Raw genomic sequence first — 20,952 nt, 5'->3', positions numbered from 1 at the left:
ACCGCGCCAGTGCGGATCAGCAGCAGCAGATGCACCCGGCGCTGGACCTGCGCGTCCCGGTTCGCCTTCAACAGCGTTTCCAGCTCCTCCTGCGACTGCGCAATCGCGGGAAAGCGTTCGCTCATCGGCCAACTCCGGTTGGGGTTGGCTCACAAAGATAAGCTAAGTGAACAATCCGTCAAGGGAATTGGTATGATACACCGCTGATCGCGATCCGGCACAGCCTTCCCGCCAATGCATTGGCGGGCAACAAAAGCACAAAGTTCCTGCGGGACTGCTCCCCAAGCGTTGATGCTCGGGTGGACATCCTCGCCGGCAACCCGCCAATGGAATTGGCGGGCAACACCAGCACAAAGTCCCTGCGGGACTGCTCCCCCGGCTTTTGTGCCCGGGGGCCACATTCCCGGGTTCCAGCGGACCCTTGGCTGCACCGCGGCTGCTCGTGCGCCGGGAACGCGCGGCCACAGTCCCGCAGGGACTTTGTGCTTTTGTTGCCCCCGAATTCATTCGGGGAGCGCGGAGGCCAAACACGAAAGGGAGGACGCCCGCGGCATCCTCCCCCTCATATCGGCCATATCGACGGCCGGCTTAGAACGGCAGGTCGTCGTCGTCCTGGAAGGGCGGGGCCTGGAAGTCGTCGTAGTCGCTCCCGCCGCCGCGGCCGCCGCCACCGCCCGCACCACCGCCGCCGCCCGCGCCGCGCGACGCCGGCTGGCGCGAACCGCCGCGGTCGAAGCTGCCGCCGCCGCCCTCACCGCCCTCGCGCTTGCCACCCAGCAGCAGCACCTCGCGGGCACGGATCTCGGTGGCGTACTTGGTCACGTTGTCCTTGTCCTGGTACTGCCGGTACTCGATCTCGCCCTCCACGTAGATCCGGTCGCCCTTCTTCACGTAGCGCTCGATGATGTCCACCAGCCGCTCCCAGGCGACGATGCGGTGCCACTCCGTCTTCTCCTGCTGCTGGCCGTTCTTGTCGTTCCAGCGCCGGCTGGTAGCCACCGAGAACTGCGCGACCCGCGCGCCGCTGGGAATGGTGCGGATCTCGGGATCCGATCCCACGTTCCCGATGATCATCGCCTTGTTCAAGCTCATTGCCACGATAAACCTCCCCGTCCAAGGTGTATAGTACGCCGTGCACTTTGAAAGGTGCACATGGATAACGATTGGTGTCCGCCGTGTCAAGCAGTTCGTTCACACTCGCAGGCGCATCACGAGCGCGTCCTCGGTCGGCTGCGCGTAATAGGAGCGGCGCCGGCCGACCACGGTAAAGCCGCGCACGCGGTAGATGGACTGCGCCCCGAGGTTCGATTCGCGCACCTCCAGGAACAGCTCGCGGGCGCCGCGCTCCTTCACCCGCTCGATGACCATCTCCACCAGCGCGCCGCCGATCCCCTGGCCGCGCGCCTCGGGGGCCACGGCCACGTTGCCCAGCTCGCTCTGGTCGATCACGGTCCAGCAGGCGGCGTAGCCCACGATGCGGTCCTCCAGCTCGGCCACGTACAGGTCGGTGTCGGTGCGGCGCATCAGGCCGCGGAAGGTGGCGTCCTTCCACGGGGTGGAGAAGCAGGCGATCTCGATCTCCAGCACGCGCGGCAGGTCGGCCGAATGCATCGGGCGGATGCGGAACGAGGGCTCGGTCATCAGCCCGAACGGCGCGTCCACGTCCACGCGCGCCATCACCCGCCCCTCGCGGCGGCGATGCGCTCGGCACCGGACGCGCGCAGGTACTCGGGCTCCCACGCGGCGGGATGGGCCACGCGTCCCTCTTCCGTCATCGTGCGGGCGAGCCACAGGAGGCCGGCGGCGGGAGATTCGTCCGCCTCCGCGGCCACGCACCCGGCGCCGAACGCCGCCTCCAGCTCGCCGCGGTGCAGCGCCGCGCCGTCGCCGGTGAAGAGGGGAGATGCCTCGCGCACGCGCAGGATCACGTCGTCGACCTTCAGGATGCAGGGGGCGAGCAGCTCGTCCGCGGCGCCGTCTTCGGTGAAGCTCCAGCACCCGGCGAACACCTCGCGGTTGCGCGCGTCGAAGAGCGCGCAGACGGGGCGGGCGAGATGGCGATGCGTGGCCGCGGCGGCCATCAGCCCGGAGAAGGCGAAGAGCGGCACGTCCAGCGCCCGCACCAGCGCCTTGGCCGTCGCGGCGGCGATGCGGAGGCCGGTGAACGAGCCGGGACCGCCGCTCACCACCACCGCGGCCAGGTCGCGCGGCGCGAGCCCGGCGGCGCGCACCGCCTCGTCCACCGCCGGCATCAGCAGCGACGACGCGCCGACCGTGGCCTCCAGCACGCGCTCCGCAGCCACGCGCCCGTCCACGCCGACGGCCACGGAGCCGCCGCGCGTGGAGCTGTCCAGCGCCAGCACCGGCCCGGAGATCGGGTCCGTCACCCCCCACCGCCCGCGAGCGGCGGGAGCGGATGGGGATCGCCCACCGGGTGCGCGGCGACGCGGCGGACCGACGGGTCGCCCATCTCCTCGATCTCCACCTCCCAGCGCGGCGCGGGGAGGAGCTGTTCGGCGCGGGCGGGCCACTCGATCATCACCAGCTCGTCCGGCGCGCCCAGCTCGCTCCATCCCAGCTCCCACACCTCGTCCGGATCCTCGAGCCGGTAGAGATCGAGATGGTGGATGCGGATGCCGCGCGGCGCCTGGTAGCTGAACAGGAGGTTGAACGTCGGCGAGGGGATGTCGCCCTCCACCCCCGCGCCGTGGGCGATGGCGCGCGCGAGCGTGCTCTTTCCCGCGCCCAGGTCGCCGCGCAGCGCCAGCACCAGCGGTGTGCGCCCCTCGCGCCCGATGCGCTCGCCCCACGCCACCAGCTCCGGCTCCGTCAGCTCCGCCTCCATCGCTCCCTGCGTCGAAGATCACCATCTGATCGTGCCGGGGCCCGGCTACCGCGCGCACTCAGTCCCTCTCCCCGCCAATGGAATTGGCGGGCTACAACCGCACAAAGTCCCTGCGGGACTGCTCCCAAATCATCTGTGCCCGAGGGCTGTATCCCGGCATTCCTGCAAATCCTGGCTGCACCGAGGCTGCTCGGGTGACGGGAAACATGGCCGCAGTCCCGCAGGGACTTTGTGCTGTTGTTGCCCCCAAATTCATTTGGGGGAAGATAGCTTGGGCGCGCCTCTCTCGGCGGCCTCACACCGTCGGCCTGAGCCCCGCCGCCTGTCTCCGCTGCGCTTGCGTCTGCTGCTTGACCGCGCCGTCCATCTCCGCCTTCAGCTCCAGGTACTGGTCGCGGAGAAGGGCGGCGCGCTCGAAGTCCAGCATCGCGGCGGCGTCGCGCATCTCCTTCTCGATGTCCTTCAGCACCTCTTCCGGGGTGCGGCCGAAGGGCTGGCGCTTCTCCGCCACCTTCTTCCCCTTGCCGGCCATCGGCAGCTCCTTGGGCGTGCGCGCGTCGGCCACGCGCGTCTGCATCTCGATCTCGTTCACCGACTTCATGATCGTGGTCGGGATGATGCCGTGCTCCTCGTTGTACGCCTGCTGGATCTCGCGGCGGCGGTTGGTCTCGTCGATCATCCGCTGCATGGAGCCGGTGACCCTGTCCGCGTACAGGATCGCCTTCCCCTGCGAGTTGCGGGCGGCGCGGCCCACCGTCTGGATCAGCGAGCTGGCCGATCGCAGAAAGCCTTCCTTGTCCGCGTCCAGGATCGCCACCAGCGACACCTCGGGAAGGTCGAGCCCCTCGCGCAGCAGGTTGATGCCGATCAGCACGTCGAACTTCCCCAGCCGCAGGTCGCGCAGGATCTCCACCCGCTCGATGCTGTCGATGTCGCTGTGCAGGTAGCGCACGCGCACGCCCGCCTGCTGGAAGAAGTCCGTCAGGTCCTCGCTCATCCGCTTGGTGAGCGTGGCGACCAGCACGCGCTCGCCCTTCTTCTCGCGGTCGCGGATCTCGGCCAGCAGGTCGTCCACCTGCCCCTTCACCGGGCGGATGATGACCTCGGGGTCCAGCAGCCCCGTCGGGCGGATGATCTGCTCGACGACGACGCCGCCGCTCTGCGCCAGCTCGTACTCGCCGGGCGTGGCGGAAACGAAGGTGACCTTCGGCACCATCCGCTCCCACTCCTCGAACTTCAGCGGGCGGTTGTCCAGCGCGCTGGGGAGGCGGAAGCCGTGCTCGACGAGGACCGTCTTGCGCGCCCGGTCGCCGTTGAACATCCCCCCGATCTGGGGGATGGAGACGTGGCTCTCGTCCACGACCACGAGGAAGTCCTCGGGGAAGTAGTCGAACAGGCACGCGGGGCGCTCGCCCTCGGCGCGGCCGGCGATGTGGCGGCTGTAGTTCTCGATCCCCGCGCAGGTGCCGATCTCCAGCATCATCTCGATGTCGAAGTTGGTCCGGCTCTCCAGCCGCTGCGCCTCCAGCAGCTTCCCCGCGCCCAGCAGCTCCTTCAAGCGCCCGTCCAGCTCGCTGCGGATGCGGTGGACGGCGCGCTCGATGGTAGACTTCTGGGTGACGAAGTGCGTGGCCGGGTAGATGGCCGTGCGCTTCATGGCCGCGATGGTGTCGCCGGTGAGCGGGTCGAAGCGGGAGATGCGCTCGATCTCGTCGCCCCACAGCTCGATGCGCACGCCCTGCTCCTCGTACGCGGGAAAGACCTCCACCGTGTCGCCGCGCACGCGGAAGTTGCCGCGCTCGAAGGCGGCGTCGTTGCGCGCGTACTGGATGTTGACCAGCGACTCCAGGATCTTCTTGCGCGAGATCTGCTGGCCCACCTCCAGCACCACCATCAGCTGCCGGTACTCGCGCGGGTCGCCCAGGCCGTAGATGCACGAGACGGAGGAGACGATGATCACGTCGTCGCGCTCCATCAGGCTGCTGGTGGCGCGAAGGCGCAGCTTCTCGATGTCCTCGTTGATCGACGAGTCCTTCTCGATGAAGGTGTCGGTCGAGGGGATGTAGGCTTCGGGCTGGTAGTAGTCGTAGTACGAGATGAAGTACTCGACCGCGTTCTTCGGGAAAAGCTGCTTCAGCTCGCCGTACAGCTGCGCGGCGAGCGTCTTGTTGTGGCTCATCACCAGCGCCGGACGCCCGTGCTGGGCGATCACGTGCGCCATCGTGTAGGTCTTGCCCGTGCCGGTGGCGCCGAGCAGGGTCTGGTACTTGTCCCCCCGCTTCAGCCCGGCGGTCAGCTCCTCGATCGCGCGCGGCTGGTCGCCCGCCGGCGGAAAGGGAGACACCAGTTCGAACGGCATGCTGCCTCGGATCGTTACCGCGTTGAAAGGCCGCGACTTGCGAACCCTTCCGGTACACCGCCGCGGGTCTGGAGTGCGCCGTCATCCAGCGGCCGCGAGGGGATGGGGGAAGATGGCGCGGCGGCGGGCGCGGGGCAATCGCGCTACTTACCGCCAATGGAATTGGCGGGCTACAACCGCACAAAGTCCCTGCGGGACTGCTTTCCGGCGTCCTGGCAGCGCCCCCCACATCCCCGCGGCCGCAGGCGATCCCCGAACCGATGCAGAGTGGGCGCAGGGAAGGCATGGCCGCAGTCCCGCAGGGACTTTGTGCGGTTGTTGCCCGGGGTTTTCAACCCCGGGAGGCGGGGCTGCCGGGCTGGCTCGTCGCATCTCCCCACCTGCGTGTCCGGAGATCTCCCACCAAAGTTCTTCCTCTGCCTGACGCTTCATCCCCTACAGAAAATCGTCTATTTCCCGGCGCGCGAGGGGAATGCGCCGAAGAGCGGTTTTCCGACGGGAGGGGATGATGACGAACGGGAATGCGGCCGCGGTCAGCGCGCACGTGGTGCTGCCGGGCCATGCGGACACCATCGCACGGGTGGACGTGGACGCGGTGCCGTTCCGCGCGCGGCTGCTGCGCACGCTGGTGATGGCGGGCGCGTGGGGAGCGATCTCGGCGGCGATGTTCTTCATCACCGTGTTCGACCCGTTCATGACGTCGATGCCGGTGCTGGTCGGCGCCGTTACCGTCTGGCGCAACTGGAAGGGGCGCTACCGCGTGCGCGGGTTCCAGGGCGCCTGCCCGCGCTGCGGCGCGGAGATGCGCCTGAAGGAGAACACGCGCGTGGCCGTGCCGCACCCGCTGGTGTGCTACGCCTGCCACCACGAGCCGCAGCTCGTCCTGCGTGCCGCCTGAGCCACGGGCGCCATCCGCCTTCCCGGGGTTGAAAACCCCGGGCAACAAAAGCACAAAGTCCCTGCGGGACTGCTTTCCTGCATCATCGCCAACCACCATGCCGGTCGCTCCTCCGGCGGGCGACCCTCGGGCATCAGGCGGCTCGACGCGCCGATGCATGGGCTGCAGTCCCGCAGGGACTTTGTGCGGTTGTTGCCCCCGAATTCATTCGGGGGAGGGAGCCTCGGCCCGCTTCGGCCGCCCGCCGTGCAGGAAGAGCGCGGCGGCGGCGCCCCACGCCGGCGCTGTCATTGCCAGCGTGGCGATGCGCGGGCCCACGGCGCTGGCCAGTGCGCCGTCCACCAGCGAGGCGATGGGGCGCGAGCCCAGGAAGGCCACGCTCCACAGCGCCATGATCCGCCCGCGCTGCCGGTCGCTCACCCCCAGCTGCAGCAGCGTGGTCGCCCGCGTCTGCCCGGCCAGGTAGCCGAATCCGCCCACCGCGAGCACCGCCAGCGCCATCCCCAGCACCGGCGCCAGGGCGAACGCCGTCATCCCCGCGGCCAGCAGCCCCACCATCATCCCCACCCGCGCGTACGGCGTGTCGGGGTGGCCGCCGGGGAGGACGGACGCGAGCACCGCCCCACACCCGAAGGCGCCGATCAGCACGCCGGCCATGGTATCGGCGCGATGGAAGACGCCGGTGGCGAACACCGGCCCCAGCGTGTTCACCGGGTCCATGGTGATGGAGACGGCGGCCACGGTGGCCAGCAGCAGCGCCAGGTCGCGGTTGTCGCGCACCAGCCGCAGCGACTCGCGCAGCCTGGGGTGCTCCTTGGGCCGCTCGTGCGTGGCGCGGGGGTGGACGAGGAGAAGGCCGGCGATCAGCGCCGCGTAGGAGAGCGCGTTCAAGCCGAACGCCCACGGGATCCCGAAGCGGGCGACGATGAAGGCCCCGGCGACCGGGCCGACGGCGCGCGACAGGTTGAAGGTGACGGAGTTCATGGCGATGGCCGCGCCCAGGTCCTCGCGCTCCACCAGCTGCGGGAGGATGGCCTGCAGCGCGGGGGTGCTGAACGCGGTGGTGAAGCCCAGCAGCAGCGCCAGCCCGATCACCACCGCCACCGTGTCCCTTCCCGACGCGGCCAGCGCCGCGAGCGCGCCGGTGACCACCATCGCCCCGACCTGGGTGGCGATGAGCAGGCGCTTGCGGTCGTAGCGGTCGGCCGCGCCGCCGGCCCACGGCGCCAGCAGCACCACGCCCGCGAACTGCGCGAAGTTGGCCACGCCCACCATGAACGCCGAGCCGGTGAGGCGGTACACCAGCAGCGACTGCGCGATGTTCTGGAACCAGGTCCCGCAGTTGGACAGCAGGTTCCCCGCGAAGTACGGCGCGAAGTTCCGGCGCCCCAGCACCCGCAGCGCCGACCCGCGGCGCATCTCCCCGTCCGCCATCCCGTCCCCGATCTCCCGTCGTCGTCGTCGTGAGCCGCCGTGCGCCGCGGCCGGTGCGCGAGGAGCGTTCCACCGCGGCCCCACCATTGACGGCGCACGGCCCGCGGCGGATACTCGACACCGCGCCCGCATCTTCCGTTTCTTCGGGAGATGGCGATGGTTCCGGCGGCGCCGGACTTCAACGGACTTCGGCAGATGACGAACGACGCGCCCGGCCTGCGCGCGCGGCTGGAGGAAGCCGCCGCGGGGCTGGTGTACACGAGCGAGAGCGACCGCCCGTTCGAGTGGTTCGAGCTCCCCGGCGGCGGCGCGGGATGGCCGTACGGCGCGGACGAGTTCGCGCGGCGCATCGGCGCGGCGGCGGACGCGCCCGTGGAGGAGCGCACGCTCGACCGCTTCTTCAAGCCGCACATCGAGACCACCGATCCGTACGACACGCAGGCGCAGGCGGTCCGGCCGCGCTACGAGGCGCTGAAGTCGCTGCTGTCGAAGGAGCTGCGCGACGTCCGCGTCTTCCGCGTCGGCCGCATCGCCATCGACTGCTACGTGGTGGGCGGCGACGGCCGCGGCAACCTGGCGGGCCTCCGCACCGTCGCGGTGGAGACCTGAAGCAAAGCCTCACACGGAGGAAACGGGGGGAACGGAGGGGAGCTCGCCGCGCGGCGGCGTCCCTCCGCTTCCTCCGTTCCCTCCGTGTGAACCCATACGGTTCGGCGCGCCGATTGCGCCAGCGGTGTGCATCTCACGCAACGGGCGGAACAGGGACAGGGCGGACGGCGGATGGCGAGAAAGACGCTGCTGGTGGGGCTGGCGCACCCGGACGACGAGGTCGGCGCGGCGGGGACGATCTGCGCGCAGGTGGCGCGTGGCGACCGGGTGGTGGTGGTCTGGCTGACGCGGGGGGAGATGACGGAGGCGTTCGGCCCCGTCTCACAGGCCGAGGTGTCGCGCATCCGCGAGGAGCACGGGCGCATCGCCGGCGAGATCCTGGGGTGCGAGACGCGCTTCATGGACTTCGCCGACACCTTCATCGAGTCCACCGCCGAGGCCGCGCACCGCGTCGCCCGCCTGGTCGCCGAGGTGAAGCCCGACGCGGTGCTCACCTGGGGCGACGCCTGGGCGCGCGGAATGCGCCACCCGGATCACCAGGCCAGCGGCCGAATCTTCCGCGATGCCATCACCATCGCGCGCATCGCCAAGGCGGTGCAGCCGCAGGCGCCGCACCGCGAGCCGGCGCCGGTGTTCACGCTGCGCGGCTCGTACTCGCCCCTCCCCGCGGTCGTCGTCGACGTGGAGCCGCACCTGGACCGCATCCACGAGCTGGCGCGCTTCTACTTCGAGCGCATCGGCTTCGGCAACCCGGAGTGGATCGACACCCGCCTCCGCGCCGCCGCCGAGCCGCACGGCCTGCGCTACGCCGAGGTCTTCGACGCCTGGGAAACCCGCGGCGGCGTGGTGAAGACGCTTCTCCCCGCCTCCGCCGAGGGCCTGCCGGGAGAGCCGCCGCATCCGTCGCGGCCGGTGTGAAGTGCGGGAGTGCTGAGTGCTGAGTGCTGAGTGCTGAGTGCTGAGTGCCCGAGGCGTGAGGAATTGGATCGGCAACGCGGGGATGGCAAGGCGCGAGTCCGCGAAGGCGGACTTTGTGCAGTTGTTGCCGCGAATTTATTCGCCTTCCCCACCGGGTAAGGCATCCTCTTCATCACTCCGCCAGCATCGCCGTCCGGTACACCCCATCCGCCCCGCGCCACAGCGCGACGATGCGGTGGCCGCTCGCGTCGCGGACCAAGCGTCCTTCGCCCTGGCCCAGCTCACCGGGGGCGGCGAGCGCCTGCGCGGGGCCCGCGCGGCCGTCGCGGACGGCGAGGTAGTACAGCGCCATGCGGCCGCCGTCCGGGTCGGATCGGCGCAGGAGCAGGTGGATGGTGCCGTCCGCAGCGATGGCGGCGGAGACGCGGAAGAGCACGCCACCGCGCAGCTCCGGCGGCGTCAGGTCGCGCGGCGGGCTCCATTTGCGCCCGTCCGGCGAGGTGGCGGCGTACAGCGCCTCGGGCTGCACCGTCCCGTCCGTGTCCTCCAGCCAGAACAGGTGGCGCTCCCCGCGCCCGTCCACCACCAGCTGCGGATAGTGCGAGTAGCGCTCGGGCCCGTACCACGCCTCCGTCTTCCCGCTCCACCCCTCTCCATCGAGCGATCGCACGAACACGTCGTTGATCGCCCTGCGCCGCTGCGGGCTCACCATCTCGCCGATGTAGGCCATGTCCAGCGGCGCCCGCCCGGCGGAGACGGAGAACTCCATCATGTTCCCGTCGTGGTCCAGGAAGCGCGGAGCGCCCGCCTTCTCCCCGCGCAGCGACAGGCTGCCCAGCCCGCGCCCCTGCGGCGCGAACAGCACCCGCACGTCGCCCGCCGGATCCGCAGCCGCCGCCAGCCAGCGCACGTTCATCCCGAAGCGGCTGGGCTCGCGGTACAGCACGCGCGGCGCCGACCAGCGCCCGCCCGCCATCACCCGCTCCACCAGCTCCGTCGGCACGTCGCGCGCGGCGATCGCGCCCGAGTGCGCGTACCAGAGCACGTGCAGCGCGCCATCGCCGTCCATCGCCATCCGCGCTCCATCCGCCAATCCCATCCCCGCCAGCGGCTCGGGCGCGGACCACGCATCTCCGTGCAGCGTGGCGTGATAGAGCGCATCGGGGTGCCCGTCCCCATCCACATCGCTCGCGAACAGGGCGTGCAGCACGCCATCTCCATCCACCAGCGCGTCCGCCAACTCATGATGCGCGGTTCGGCCGAGGACCGCCGCCAGCGCGTCCGCCGCCCGCGGCGCGGACCACGCCACGCGGGGCGACGCGGGGATGGACGCCTCGGCCGCGCGCGGTCCGGCATCACACGCCGCGAGCAGGAGGGCGATGGAAAGCGCCGCAGCGGCGCGGGCGTGGATCAGTCGCATTGTTCGCATCGATCGGAGACAGGTTCTCGTCCGTACTTTCGCACTCTCGCACTTTCGCACCTCTTAAAGCCGGCGCGGCCCGGAGGCCGCGCCGGGCTCCCCCGTCTTTCCAGGCCTCAGTAGCAGAGCCGGGCGCTGGAGTAGAACGTCCCGCTCCGCTGGCGCTCGCCGTCCAGGCTGTAGCCGAAGGTGGTGGTGAAGGCGTGATCGCCGTCCACGCCCCACACCCACGTCTCGTTGCTGGGGTAGCTGGCGAACCGCTCGCTGGAGATGGTGCCCGTGGTGCCGGTCACCGTCTCCTGCTCGAACTGCTGCGGCGTGGCGCTGCACCCCTGCGAGCCCTGCCCGCCCACGCTCTTGAAGTGCGCGGTGAGCGACATCGACGTGATGCCGGTGCCGCCCCACGACGTGGCGTACATGTCCACCAGCTTGCTGTAGCCCGAGGTGGAGCCGCTCACGCTGGACCAGTAGTCGTAGTCGGCCATGGGCTTGGGCGGCAGCGTGCACTCGCCGTCGATGGTGCACAGGAAGCGCGGGGGCGCGGCCTGGCGCTGGCGGTCGGCCGGGATCTCCTTGCCGGGGCCGCGGGTGATGGTCACGCTCGACATGTCGTACAGCGACTTCCCGGCGCTGCGGGCGGCCGTCGGCGAGTCCGAGCAGGCGGCCAGCAGGGCCGCGGCGGGAACGAGCAGGGTGATGGTCTTCAGGCGCATGTCCGTGGGTCCTCTCGGGTGGGTTGGATCAGGATGCCGGCGCGGCGGATCGCCACGCCGGAGGGGGACTGGGGCTCAGTAGCAGACGCGGGCGCTGGAGTAGAAGGTTCCCACGTCGCTGTAGAGGGCCACGCCGTAGCCGCTCGACGCGTAGAAGGTGTGGTCGCCCGCCACCTCCCACACGAACACGGAGCTCGCGGGGTACGACGCGAAGTTCTCGAGGTAGATGGTGTAGTGGTCCACGAACCACGAGCCGAACCCCGACGTCGAGTCCTGCTCGTACTGCTGCGGGGTGGCGCTGCACCCCAGCGAACCGTCGCCGCCCACGCTCTTGAAGTGCGCGGTCAGCTCCATGTCGTCGATGTTCGCGTAGTTGTCGCTCCAGGCCACCAGGTGCACCGACTTGGTGAAGCCGCTGGTGGACTGCTCGGTGTACGAGCCGTACTGGAAGCTGGCCCGCGGCAGCCGCGTGGGGCACTCCTCGTACTCGGGATTGCAGATGAAGCGCGGGCCCGGCGGCGTGGTGGCGGGGCTCGAGGCCGGGTGGACGGGGATGGTGCCGTCGCCCTTGCTGAAGGTGACGAGCGACAGGTCCGACGGCCTGGCGTCGCGCGTGCTCACGGGCGAGTCCGAGCACGCGGCCAGCAGCGCCGCGGCCGACGCCAGCAGGGTGATGCGGGTGAAGCGCATGGTCTCCTCGGGGTGGATGCGTGGAGCCGTTCCGCCCGGCGGCCGGAGGGGTGTCCCGGCCCGGGGGTGCGATGGATGGATGGGAATGCCGGGGTCGACTCCCGGCAGTGCCGCGCGGCGCCGCCGCACCCGCATCCGCCATGCCGCTCTTATTCCGCCGTTTGGTCACCGAGAATGGACATGGGAGCCCATCCAGCGTAATCAAACGTTTCTACGCATCTACTCCGGGATGAAAGCTGGACAACGCGAGGAGCCGTACTGGATGAGAGCTGAACCGCACAGTTTGCGGACGATAAACATCTTTTCACGTCTGATTCTGCAAAGTCTTCCAGATCCGGGGGATGAACAAACAATGGACCGGCCGCATGCTCGCAGCCGGTCCACTCCGTTCTCGGGAGATGGTGATGCAGCGCACCGCATCCCAATCTCCCGACCTCCTTGCTGTCCCCTGTCCCCCTGTCTCCTCAGCGCGCCCGCGGCATCCGCTCGGCCAGCGTCGCCGCGAGCTGGCGCGGCTCGTCCACCAGCAGGCCGACCCGGGTGATGCCGCGCTTGCGCATCCCGTACATCCCCCGCGCCTCGATCTCGCCGTTCAGCTCGATCATCACCCGCGGCGCGGCGAACACGGCGGCGTGCAGGTAGCCGGGCGCGCGCCGGCTCGCGGATGCCGCGCGGACCTCGGTGACCGCGGCGATGCGGTCGAAGGGGATGCGGGCCTCGGTGAGCAGCCCCAGCCGCACGTGCAGCCCGTCCGGCGCCACGACCGTGGGGCGGAGAAGGATGGAGCGCGCCAGCCCCACCAGCCACAGCACGCTGTAGAAGCTGAGCCCGGTGAGCACCCACGCGACGGTGGAGTTCCACTGCGCCGCCAGCAGGTGCACGCCGACGGCCTCGCCCAGGCACGCGAAGGCGACGGCGCCGAAGAGGCCCATCATGCCGCTGCGGCGGTGCCCGGTGAACGCCATCTCCCCCGGCCCCACCTCCGGCCGCGCACGCCAGGAGAGGAGCGCGTACCAGAGCAGCCCGACCTCCGCCGCCACGATCTGGGCCACGCGCGGATAGCGCACGATCTCGCCGAGCGCCGCCTCGATCGCCGCCATCACGTCGCCGCGCGGGTGGGCGCCGCTGCGCAGGAGGCGCCACGCGCGGACGGCGCCCCACCCCATCAGCCCGAGCTCTGCGGGCGCGGTCAGGAAGCGCGCGTAGCCCAGGTACTGCTGGCTGGCGGCGGGAAGGACCAGCAGCCCCGCGTACCCGCTGGCGATCACGACGGGGACCACGGTGAACCAGCGCAGCCCGCGCGGCCGCATCACCAGCAGCCAGAACGCGGCGGGGACGGAGACCAGCAGGTCGAACGAGATGGCGGCGGCGCCCAGCCGCGGTGCGCGTGTGAAGAGCGGCGAGGCGACCACCGTAAGCGCGGTGGCGTAGACGCCAAGGGTGATCAGGCCGAAGCCGGCCAGCGGAAGCGTCGCGGCGCGGCGGGTGCTCATGGTGCGCTCTTGTGGTTCGGGCCGGCACCGGAGCCGGCGCGTGCACGGTCGGTGGAGCGTTGGAGCGGCCGCCCGCATCGTCCCGATCCTCCCCGGGTCCGCCGCCACCCGCAATCTGCCGTTCCCCCACGCCGCGAACATCCGCAACACCCTGACGCGCGAGGGGAGTTTCCCCACGCGGGACGCCGAGTCACGTGAGCTGCCGAGTCACGTGAGCTATGGATCCTTCGGCCTGCAATCGTCTGCGCGTGCGGATGCTACAGCGTGGCCGGCCGCCTCAGGATGACGTCTCCGATACCAGATCCGGCGAGCGCCGGGGCCACGGAGTGAGCGATCAGCCTCGCGCGGTTTGCGAGGCTTCCGGTAGTGGTTGCTGCGACTTCAGCCGCCGGTGACCGGCCGCGCCCGGACCTTTCGATTCGGGCCGCCGCGCACGGAAACTGCGTTTTGGCGGCGCGATTGCCGGAATCTCCCTGCTCCGACACGCCGCCGACCCACACGCCGGGACACGCAGACCATGGGCATCTCGCTGAAGCCCGAGCACGTGAAGCGCTATCGCGACCTCGCGAAGCTGATGCTGAAGTACGGGCGCAGCGACCTGGTGCAGACCGCCGGGCTCGAGGAGGCCGTCCTGCAGGAAGACGCCGCGTCGCCCGCCGGGAGCCCCAACGCGCCGCAGGCCGGCGAGCTGGCCGACGATCTGGAGAAGCTGGGCCCCACCTTCATCAAGCTGGGCCAGCTCCTCTCCACCCGCCCCGACCTCCTCCCGCAGCCGTACATCGACGCGCTGCAGCGCTTGCAGGACAACGTGGAGCCGTTCCCGGCGGAAGAGGCCGAGGCGATCGTCTCGGAGGAGCTGGGCGTGCGCGTCAGCAAGGCCTTCGCCGACTTCGAGCACGAGCCGATGGCCGCCGCCTCGCTCGGCCAGGTGCACCGCGCGCACCTGCGCGACGGCCGTCCTGTCGCGGTGAAGGTGCAGCGCCCCGGCATCCGCCAGCAGATCGCGCAGGACCTGGACGCGCTCGACGAGATCGCCGACTGGATGGACCGGCACACGAAGACCGGGCGCCAGTACGAGTTCGGCCGCACGCTGCAGGAGTTCCGCAAGACCATCATCGGCGAGCTGGACTACCGCCGCGAGGCCGCGAACCTGGCCACGCTGGGCGCCAACCTCGCGCAGTACGAGCGCATCGTCGTCCCCTCGCCGGTGGACGACTACACGACCTCGCGCGTGCTGACGATGGAGTTCGTGCGGGGGAAGAAGATCACCGCACTGTCGCCGCTGGCGCACCTGGAGATCGACGGCGCGTCGCTGGCCGAGGAGCTGTTCCAGGCGTACCTCAAGCAGATCCTGATCGACGGCTTCTTCCACGCCGACCCGCACCCCGGCAACGTCTTCCTGACCGACGACGGGCGCATCGCGCTGCTGGACCTGGGGATGGTGGGGCGCATCAGCCCCGAGCTGCAGGAGCAGCTGGTGAAGCTCGTCCTCGCCATCAGCGAGGGGCACGGGCCCGAGGCGGCGCAGATCACCATCGACCTGGGCGAGAAGAAGGCGGAGTTCAACCGCGCCGAGTTCGTGCGCATCACCGCCGACCTGGTGAACGCCTTCCAGGGCTCCACCGCCGAGAACGTGCAGGTCGGCCGCATCATGCTGGAGGTGTTCCGCGCGGCCGCCGAGAACGGGATCCGGCTGCCGGTGGAGATGGCCATGCTGGGCCGCGCGCTGCTGGCGCTGGACCAGGTGGGGCGCACGCTGGACCCGGCGTTCGACCCCAATGCCTCCATCCGCCGCAACGTAGCCGGGCTGATGCAGCAGCGGATGCTGAAGTCGCTCAGCCCCCAGCGGATGTTCGCCAACCTGCTGGAGATGAACGAGCTGGTGCAGAAGCTCCCCGGCCGGCTGAACCGCTTCCTCGACAGCATGACCGACGGCGGCACCACGGTGCAGATCCGGGTGCGCGAGGAAGTCTGGCTGATGGAGGGGATGCAGAAGATCGCGAACCGGCTGACCACGGGGCTGATCCTGGCCGCCCTCATCGTAGGCGCGGCGATGATGATGCGGGTGCAGACGCGCTTCACCATCTGGGGCTATCCGGGGATCGCGATGCTTTTCTTCCTGGGCGCCGCGCTGATCGGCATCTGGCTCATCATCTCCATCTTCCGCGCCGACGTCCACCGCAAAACCCCGCCGAAGACGTAGCGGAGGCGAAGAATCCCTCAAGCTCTGTGATCGGGAGACACCGCCGCCCTTTCGCCACTCCTTCCTCGCTATTAAAGTTTGAAGGCCTAAATTTTAATAGCGTCTCTCGCTATTAAAGCTTCCTTTAGTAGCGAGTGCCGAGATGAAGCGCGGTCTGCAGGGGCGGCTGGAGCGGCGGGGCGGGAGCCGCGACGGCTATTCGGCCTTCATTCCCAGTCCGTTGCCGCCGGACCCGCCGCTTCGGCTCACGGACGAGCTGCACGACCTGCTGGAGCGCGCGAACCGCGCTCTGGGCCGGCTTGACGGGCTGGCGACGCTGCTGCCCGATCCCGCCCTCTTCCTCTACCTGTACATCCGCAAGGAAGCGGTGCTCTCGTCGCAGATCGAGGGCACGCAATCGTCGTTTTCCGAGCTGCTGATGTACGAGAGCGCCGGCGTGTCCGGCGTGCCGATGGACGACGTGCAGGAGGTGTCGCGCTACGTGGCCGCCATGAACCACGGACTGCAGCGGCTGCGGGAAGGTTTTCCCCTCTCGCTGCGACTGGTACGGGAGATCCACTCGGTGCTCATGGCGAAGGGCCGCGGAAGCGAGCAGACGCCCGGATCCTTCCGTACCAGCCAGAACTGGATCGGGGGGAGTCGTCCGGGAAACGCCGCGTTCGTTCCGCCGCCGCAGGACACGCTGCTCGACCACCTCGGCTCGCTCGAGCGCTTCCTGCACGATGATCCCGTCCGCACGCCCACGCTCATCAAGGCAGCGTTAGCGCACGTGCAGTTCGAAACCATTCACCCGTTCCTGGACGGCAATGGGCGCCTGGGGCGGCTCCTGGTCACCTTTCTGCTCTGCGCCGAGGGAGCGCTCTCCGAGCCACTCCTCTACCTGAGCCTGTACCTGAAGCAGAATCGCACGCGGTATTACGATCTGCTGCAGCAGGTGCGGATGGAGGGCGACTGGGAGGAATGGCTCGCCTTCTTCCTTCGCGGCGTGGCCGCCACCGCGGAGCAGGCGTCCAGCACGGCACGGCGAATCCTGACGATCTTCGAGCGCGACCGTACGCGGTGCGAAGATGTGGGCCGCTCTGCCGGCACCGTGCTGCGGATGCACCAGTTCATGCGCCGCAACCCGGTCTTCACCCTTCCGTCGGTCACCGCCACCCTAGGGATCAGCTTCCCGACCGCGACCGCGGGGGTCCGCATGCTCGAGTCCCTGGGGATCGTAACGGAGGTCACGGGGCGGGGGCGCGACCGGGTCTACACCTATTCCGAATACCTCGCGGTGCTGAACGAGGGAACCGAACTGCCGGAGAACTCTGGGAGCGATGCAGAGGAATCCGCGGATTTGGCCTCCGGAGCCAATTAAAGCGAGCTTTAATAACGACGCGCGCTATTAAAGTTTAAGCCTCCAAACTTTAATAGCGCTCCGGGAAGGCACGATCGGCCTTCCGCTCACTCCCCGTCCTTCTCGCCCCCCGCCAGCTCCACCTCCAGCCCGAAGATGTCGGTGAAAAGGCCGCCCTTGCTGCGCAGCGCCCAGCGCTCCAGCAGCAGGTCGGCGTCCGAATCCACCTCCAGCTTCAGCTTCCTGCCGCGCGTGGCCCGCGCCGTCACCCCGCGCACGGCCTGCACGTGCTCGCGGTCCAGCGCGTCGGCGATGCGCAGCAGCGAGGCGAGCTTCACCACCCGCTCGCGGTCGGCCGGCTCCAGCGCGGTGAACGCCACGTGGTGCTCGGCGGGAACGCCCTTGCGGTGGTAGCGCGCCACGTTGGCGATGACGTCCGTCTCCCGCGGCGTGAACTCGGGGATCTCGCTGTTGGCGATGAGGTAGAGCGAGTGCTTGTGGTGCTTTTTGTACCCCACGAAGGTGCCGATGTCGTGCAGCACCGCGGCGGCCAGCAGCATCCGCCGGTCCGCCGCGCCCAGCCCGTGCACGCGCTGCAGCTGGTCGAAGAGCGACCCGGCCAGCCGCGAGACGTGCAGCGCGTGCGCCTCGTTGAACATGTATCGCCGCCCGAGGGCGACGGAGCCCGCCACCGCCCGCCGGTCCTTGCGGTCCTCGTGCGCCTGGTGGCTGGCGACGTCCTCGGCCAAGTCCAGCAGCACGCCGTCCTTCAGCCCCACCGCGGGCACCAGCACCTCGCCCGCGTCCACCAGCGAGGCCACGCGCTCGTAGATCATGGCGGCGGGAAGGATGACGTCGGCGCGGTCCTCGCGCAGGCCGAGCTGGTCCACGCGCTGGCGGAAGGAGAGCTTCGACAGCAGCTCGATGATGCCGCGCAGCGACGGCAGGGGCACGGTGGCCACGCTGCCCCGCGATGCGTCGGCGCCGGTGAGCCGCGCCAGCGCCTCGGCGTTGCCGCCGGTGGCGATCATCCCGCGCGGGTTCCAGTGCTGGGCGATGACGGGGATCTGCAGCGTGGCCGCGTACTCGCGCAGCAGCCGCTGGAAGCGCCCCGGCTCGTCGCCCGCCGTCGACAGCTCCTCCAGCAGGCGCACCGAGCCCATCACGTGGCTCTCGCTCCACAGGATGCCGTTGGCGTCGACCAGCGACACCTCCACGCTCCCGCCGCCCACGTCCACCGTGATCCACTTGTCGTCGCCCATCCGCACGCGGTTGGCCACGGCCAGGTAGACGAGGCGCGCCTCCTCCTGCCCGGTGATCGCCTCCAGCTCGATCCCCGCCTCGCGCCGCACGCGGCCCACCAGGTCGGCGCCGTTGCGGCTCTCGCGCGTGGCGCTGGTGGCCACCGCACGGTAGTGGGCGATCCCCAGCGCCTCCATCCGCCCGCGGAAGCGCGCGATGGCCGCGGCCGCCGCCTCGATCGCCTCGGCGGTGAGCTTGCCGGTGAGGAATACGTCGTGGCCGAGGCGGACGGCCACGCGCTCCTCCTCCAGCACGGTGTAGGTGCCGAGCGCGGTGAACTCCGCGGCCAGGAAGCGGATGGCGTTGGAGCCCACGTCCACCGCCGCCACGCGCAGCGGGAACTGCGCGGCGTCGGGGTCGGACTTGCGTGCCTTCGGCGGAGCCTTGAGCTGCGGCATCGAAACCGTCTGGAGTCGTCGGAGCTGCGACCCTGCATGCATTCGACAAGATACAGGGCCGCACCCCCGCACGGCAGAAGCGTGCCGAAGAAAGTGCGGGAGTGCGGGAGTGCGGAAGTGCGGAAGTGCGTCCACAGGGGAGCCGCCCCACCGCACCGCCGCCGCCCCCGCACGGATGTGAAGTCCGCGAAGGCGGACTGCGTGCCGTTGTAGCCGCCACTTCAGTGGCATTTTACGATTTCAGGACCGTCGTCCGGCACGGGGCAGGGGGCGAAAACCCTTCGAACACCCGTTCGGTTCGCGGTTGACCCGGGTTGGCGCGGGCGGTAATGTTCAGATTCGGCAAATCCGCGCGCGACGGGAACTTCCGGCCCTCGGGAGCACCGCGCGGAGCACCCTGGACCGGGACGATGAAGGACCTTCTGACCCTCCGCGTGAACGGCGATGCGCACCAGGTGGCGGTCCCCACGCACTGGACGCTGCTCGAGGCGCTCCGCTACGCCGTGGGCCTCACCGGCAGCAAGCAGGGGTGCGACAAGGGCGACTGCGGCGCCTGCACCGTGTGGATCGACGGCGTGCCCACGCTTTCCTGCATCGCCCCCGTCTACGAGGCGGTGGGGCACGAGGTGCGCACGGTGGAGGGGCTGGCCGGCTTCCGCACCGGGCCCGGCGTCCCCCACCCGCTGCAGGACGCGTTCGACGTCTGCGGCGCGGCGCAGTGCGGCTTCTGCACCCCCGGCATCCTGATGAGCGCCGCCGCGCTGCTGGAAGAGAACGTGACGCCCACGCGCGACGACATCCGCGAGGCGCTGTCCGGCAACCTCTGCCGCTGCACCGGCTACACCAAGATCCTCGACGCGGTGGAGATGGCCGCCGCCACCCTCCGCGGCGAGGGCCCGGTGCGCGGCGACGACCCGTCCGCCCCCGCGGTCCTCCTCCCGGGCGACGAGGCGCTGGCGGCCGCGGCGGACCGCGTGGCACAGGAGGTGGGGCGATGACCGAGTGGAAGCGCGCGTCCGATCCGCCCGCCGAGGGCGGCGGCTCCGGCACCCCGCTGGTGAACCAGGTGGAGCATCCGGACGACGGCGGCTCCGTCCCCCTGCACCCGCGCGCGGACGGCTACAACACCGAGCTGAACGTCATCGGCCGGCGGATGCGCAAGACCGACGGGCTGGCGAAGAGCACCGGCCGCGCGCGCTACACCGACGACATCACCCTTCCGGGGATGCTGCACGGAAAGATCCTCCGCTCGCCCCATCCCCACGCCAGGATCCTGTCGATCGACACCTCCGCGGCCGAGGCGCTGCCGGGGGTGTTCGGCGTCGTCACCGGCGCGGAGATGCCCACGCCGTACGGCATCATCGTCTGGACGCCCGACGAGCAGGCGCTGGCGACCGACAAGGTGCGCTACATCGGCGACGGCGTGGCGGCGGTGGCGGCGGTGGACGAGGACACGGCGCAGCGCGCGCTGGAGCTCATCCGCGTGGAGTACGAGCTCCTTCCCGCCATCCTGGACCCCGAGCACGCGCTGACCCCCGAGGGCGCGGCGACGCCGGTGCACGAGCCGAAGAAGGAAGGGCACAACGGCAACATCTCCAAGATCGTGAAGCTGGAGTTCGGCGACCTGGACGCCGGGTTCCGGAAGGCCGACGTGGTAATCGACGGCGAGTACTTCTTCGAGGGGACCACCCACACGCCCATCGAGCCGCACTGCGCCATCGGCATGTGGGAAGAGGGCGGCGCCTCGGTGGGCCGCCTCACCGTCTGGTCGTCCACGCAGGTGCCGCACTACCTGCACCGCGAGCTGGCCAAGGTGCTGGAGCTGGACCCGGCGCGCGTCCGCGTGGTGCAGCCCCCCGTGGGCGGCGGCTTCGGCGGGAAGAGCGAGCCGTTCGACCTGGAGTTCTGCGTCGCCAGGCTGGCGATGAAGACCGGGCGGCCGGTGAAGATCCTCTACACCCGCGAGGAGGTGTTCCTGGCCCACCGCGGCCGGCACCCCTTCAAGATGAAGTACCGCGTCGGCGCGTCGGCGGACGGGAGGCTCACCGCGGTGGAGGCGAAGACGCTGCTGGACGGCGGCGCGTACTCGTCGTTCGGGCTGGTGACCACCTACTACTCCGGCCAGCTGCTCACCGCGCCGTACGAGATGCCGGCGTACCGCTTCCACTCCACCCGGGTGTTCACCAACAAGCCCGCGTGCGGGCCCAAGCGCGGCCATGGCAGCGTTCAGCCGCGCTTCGCCTTCGAGGTGCAGCTGGACAAGCTCGCCGAGCGGCTGCGCATCGACCCGATCGAGCTGCGCCGGCGCAACTTCATGGGCAGCTACCGGCG

At 70.2% G+C, this 20,952-nt stretch carries 18 protein-coding genes; 7 read left to right on the top strand and 11 right to left on the bottom strand.

Going from position 1 to position 20,952, the window contains the following annotated elements; translation table 11 throughout:
- Nucleotides 1-588: 588 nt before the first annotated feature.
- The 5 genes from VLK66_RS02910 to uvrB form a co-directional block, all read right to left on the bottom strand.
- Nucleotides 589-1,092 (bottom strand): single-stranded DNA-binding protein, encoded by a 504-nt coding sequence (locus VLK66_RS02910; protein ID WP_325307754.1) that lies wholly within the window; start codon nucleotides 1,090-1,092, stop codon nucleotides 589-591.
- Between the two features lie 99 nt (nucleotides 1,093-1,191).
- The gene (rimI, locus tag VLK66_RS02905; protein WP_325307752.1) at nucleotides 1,192-1,677 is read right to left on the bottom strand and encodes a ribosomal protein S18-alanine N-acetyltransferase; all 486 of its coding nucleotides are present in this window, start codon (nucleotides 1,675-1,677) and stop codon (nucleotides 1,192-1,194) included.
- A complete protein-coding gene (tsaB, locus tag VLK66_RS02900) occupies nucleotides 1,677-2,387 on the bottom strand; it encodes a tRNA (adenosine(37)-N6)-threonylcarbamoyltransferase complex dimerization subunit type 1 TsaB (protein WP_325307750.1) in 711 nt (236 codons plus the stop codon). Before tsaB ends, rimI begins: the two co-directional genes overlap by 1 nt.
- Nucleotides 2,384-2,845 carry a tRNA (adenosine(37)-N6)-threonylcarbamoyltransferase complex ATPase subunit type 1 TsaE gene (gene tsaE / locus VLK66_RS02895; protein WP_325307749.1) on the bottom strand — a complete coding sequence of 154 codons (462 nt, stop codon included), beginning with the start codon at nucleotides 2,843-2,845 and terminating at the stop codon, nucleotides 2,384-2,386. The genes tsaB and tsaE overlap by 4 nt, the downstream gene beginning before the upstream one ends.
- A 295-nt stretch (nucleotides 2,846-3,140) precedes the next feature.
- Nucleotides 3,141-5,204 carry an excinuclease ABC subunit UvrB gene (gene uvrB / locus VLK66_RS02890; RefSeq protein WP_325307747.1) on the bottom strand — a complete coding sequence of 688 codons (2,064 nt, stop codon included), beginning with the start codon at nucleotides 5,202-5,204 and terminating at the stop codon, nucleotides 3,141-3,143.
- A gap of 508 nt (nucleotides 5,205-5,712) precedes the next feature.
- On the opposite strand from uvrB, the gene VLK66_RS02885 reads away from it, so the two are divergent.
- Nucleotides 5,713-6,102, top strand: a complete 390-nt coding sequence (locus tag VLK66_RS02885) for a hypothetical protein (protein ID WP_325307746.1) — start codon at nucleotides 5,713-5,715, stop codon at nucleotides 6,100-6,102.
- A 204-nt stretch (nucleotides 6,103-6,306) separates the two neighbouring features.
- On the opposite strand, the gene VLK66_RS02880 is transcribed toward VLK66_RS02885, so the two are convergent.
- Nucleotides 6,307-7,536, bottom strand: a complete 1,230-nt coding sequence (locus tag VLK66_RS02880) for an MFS transporter (protein WP_325307745.1) — start codon at nucleotides 7,534-7,536, stop codon at nucleotides 6,307-6,309.
- A 195-nt stretch (nucleotides 7,537-7,731) separates the two neighbouring features.
- Here VLK66_RS02880 and VLK66_RS02875 point away from each other — a divergent pair, with 195 nt between their 5' ends.
- Nucleotides 7,732-8,145 (top strand): nuclease A inhibitor family protein, encoded by a 414-nt coding sequence (locus VLK66_RS02875; RefSeq protein WP_325307744.1) that lies wholly within the window; start codon nucleotides 7,732-7,734, stop codon nucleotides 8,143-8,145.
- A gap of 171 nt (nucleotides 8,146-8,316) precedes the next feature.
- Nucleotides 8,317-9,063: a PIG-L deacetylase family protein gene (locus tag VLK66_RS02870; RefSeq protein WP_325307743.1), complete on the top strand. Its 747-nt coding sequence runs from the start codon at nucleotides 8,317-8,319 to the stop codon at nucleotides 9,061-9,063.
- Nucleotides 9,064-9,235: 172 nt separating this feature from the next.
- Here the strand turns inward: VLK66_RS02870 and VLK66_RS02865 are convergent, their stop codons facing one another.
- The 4 genes from VLK66_RS02865 to VLK66_RS02850 all read right to left on the bottom strand — a co-directional run bounded on the left by VLK66_RS02865 (nucleotide 9,236) and on the right by VLK66_RS02850 (nucleotide 13,379).
- Nucleotides 9,236-10,483: a hypothetical protein gene (locus tag VLK66_RS02865; protein ID WP_325307742.1), complete on the bottom strand. Its 1,248-nt coding sequence runs from the start codon at nucleotides 10,481-10,483 to the stop codon at nucleotides 9,236-9,238.
- A gap of 116 nt (nucleotides 10,484-10,599) precedes the next feature.
- Complete coding sequence (locus tag VLK66_RS02860; RefSeq protein WP_325307740.1) at nucleotides 10,600-11,196, bottom strand: hypothetical protein; 597 nt, start codon at nucleotides 11,194-11,196, stop codon at nucleotides 10,600-10,602.
- A 75-nt stretch (nucleotides 11,197-11,271) separates the two neighbouring features.
- A complete protein-coding gene (locus VLK66_RS02855) occupies nucleotides 11,272-11,886 on the bottom strand; it encodes a hypothetical protein (protein WP_325307739.1) in 615 nt (204 codons plus the stop codon).
- 464 nt (nucleotides 11,887-12,350) lie between these two features.
- Nucleotides 12,351-13,379: a hypothetical protein gene (locus tag VLK66_RS02850; RefSeq protein WP_325307738.1), complete on the bottom strand. Its 1,029-nt coding sequence runs from the start codon at nucleotides 13,377-13,379 to the stop codon at nucleotides 12,351-12,353.
- Between the two features lie 517 nt (nucleotides 13,380-13,896).
- Between VLK66_RS02850 and VLK66_RS02845 the strand changes: the two genes are divergently transcribed.
- Nucleotides 13,897-15,582 (top strand): AarF/ABC1/UbiB kinase family protein, encoded by a 1,686-nt coding sequence (locus VLK66_RS02845; protein ID WP_325307736.1) that lies wholly within the window; start codon nucleotides 13,897-13,899, stop codon nucleotides 15,580-15,582.
- A gap of 142 nt (nucleotides 15,583-15,724) precedes the next feature.
- A complete protein-coding gene (locus VLK66_RS02840; protein ID WP_325307734.1) occupies nucleotides 15,725-16,942 on the top strand; it encodes a Fic family protein in 1,218 nt (405 codons plus the stop codon).
- Between the two features lie 86 nt (nucleotides 16,943-17,028).
- Here the strand turns inward: VLK66_RS02840 and VLK66_RS02835 are convergent, their stop codons facing one another.
- A complete protein-coding gene (locus VLK66_RS02835) occupies nucleotides 17,029-18,621 on the bottom strand; it encodes a Ppx/GppA phosphatase family protein (protein ID WP_325307732.1) in 1,593 nt (530 codons plus the stop codon).
- A gap of 410 nt (nucleotides 18,622-19,031) precedes the next feature.
- On the opposite strand from VLK66_RS02835, the gene VLK66_RS02830 reads away from it, so the two are divergent.
- Together VLK66_RS02830 and VLK66_RS02825 are read left to right on the top strand one after the other, a co-directional pair.
- Nucleotides 19,032-19,619, top strand: a complete 588-nt coding sequence (locus VLK66_RS02830) for a (2Fe-2S)-binding protein (RefSeq protein ID WP_325307731.1) — start codon at nucleotides 19,032-19,034, stop codon at nucleotides 19,617-19,619.
- The coding region (locus tag VLK66_RS02825; RefSeq protein WP_325307730.1) for a xanthine dehydrogenase family protein molybdopterin-binding subunit at nucleotides 19,616-20,952 on the top strand (1,337 nt) is incomplete at its 3' end. The genes VLK66_RS02830 and VLK66_RS02825, both read left to right, overlap by 4 nt.

Source organism: Longimicrobium sp. (assembly GCF_035474595.1).
Taxonomy (GTDB): Bacteria; Gemmatimonadota; Gemmatimonadetes; order Longimicrobiales; family Longimicrobiaceae; genus Longimicrobium.
Note: the sequence above shows the minus strand (reverse complement) of the source record. Positions and strands in the feature narration are given on the sequence as shown.

What these genes read in the sequence shown, in the direction of transcription:
- VLK66_RS02845 (WP_325307736.1), top strand. Translation starts at nt 13,897, where the DNA reads ATGGGCATCTCGCTGAAGCCCGAGCACGTGAAGCGCTATCGCGACCTC.
- VLK66_RS02830 (WP_325307731.1), top strand. Translation starts at nt 19,032, where the DNA reads ATGAAGGACCTTCTGACCCTCCGCGTGAACGGCGATGCGCACCAGGTG.
- VLK66_RS02855 (WP_325307739.1), bottom strand. Translation starts at nt 11,886, where the DNA reads ATGCGCTTCACCCGCATCACCCTGCTGGCGTCGGCCGCGGCGCTGCTG.
- VLK66_RS02840 (WP_325307734.1), top strand. Translation starts at nt 15,725, where the DNA reads ATGAAGCGCGGTCTGCAGGGGCGGCTGGAGCGGCGGGGCGGGAGCCGC.
- rimI (WP_325307752.1), bottom strand. Translation starts at nt 1,677, where the DNA reads ATGGCGCGCGTGGACGTGGACGCGCCGTTCGGGCTGATGACCGAGCCC.
- uvrB (WP_325307747.1), bottom strand. Translation starts at nt 5,204, where the DNA reads ATGCCGTTCGAACTGGTGTCTCCCTTTCCGCCGGCGGGCGACCAGCCG.
- VLK66_RS02860 (WP_325307740.1), bottom strand. Translation starts at nt 11,196, where the DNA reads ATGCGCCTGAAGACCATCACCCTGCTCGTTCCCGCCGCGGCCCTGCTG.
- VLK66_RS02885 (WP_325307746.1), top strand. Translation starts at nt 5,713, where the DNA reads ATGACGAACGGGAATGCGGCCGCGGTCAGCGCGCACGTGGTGCTGCCG.
- VLK66_RS02910 (WP_325307754.1), bottom strand. Translation starts at nt 1,092, where the DNA reads ATGAGCTTGAACAAGGCGATGATCATCGGGAACGTGGGATCGGATCCC.
- VLK66_RS02880 (WP_325307745.1), bottom strand. Translation starts at nt 7,536, where the DNA reads ATGGCGGACGGGGAGATGCGCCGCGGGTCGGCGCTGCGGGTGCTGGGG.
- VLK66_RS02870 (WP_325307743.1), top strand. Translation starts at nt 8,317, where the DNA reads ATGGCGAGAAAGACGCTGCTGGTGGGGCTGGCGCACCCGGACGACGAG.
- tsaE (WP_325307749.1), bottom strand. Translation starts at nt 2,845, where the DNA reads ATGGAGGCGGAGCTGACGGAGCCGGAGCTGGTGGCGTGGGGCGAGCGC.
- VLK66_RS02835 (WP_325307732.1), bottom strand. Translation starts at nt 18,621, where the DNA reads ATGCCGCAGCTCAAGGCTCCGCCGAAGGCACGCAAGTCCGACCCCGAC.
- VLK66_RS02850 (WP_325307738.1), bottom strand. Translation starts at nt 13,379, where the DNA reads ATGAGCACCCGCCGCGCCGCGACGCTTCCGCTGGCCGGCTTCGGCCTG.
- VLK66_RS02875 (WP_325307744.1), top strand. Translation starts at nt 7,732, where the DNA reads ATGACGAACGACGCGCCCGGCCTGCGCGCGCGGCTGGAGGAAGCCGCC.
- VLK66_RS02865 (WP_325307742.1), bottom strand. Translation starts at nt 10,483, where the DNA reads ATGCGACTGATCCACGCCCGCGCCGCTGCGGCGCTTTCCATCGCCCTC.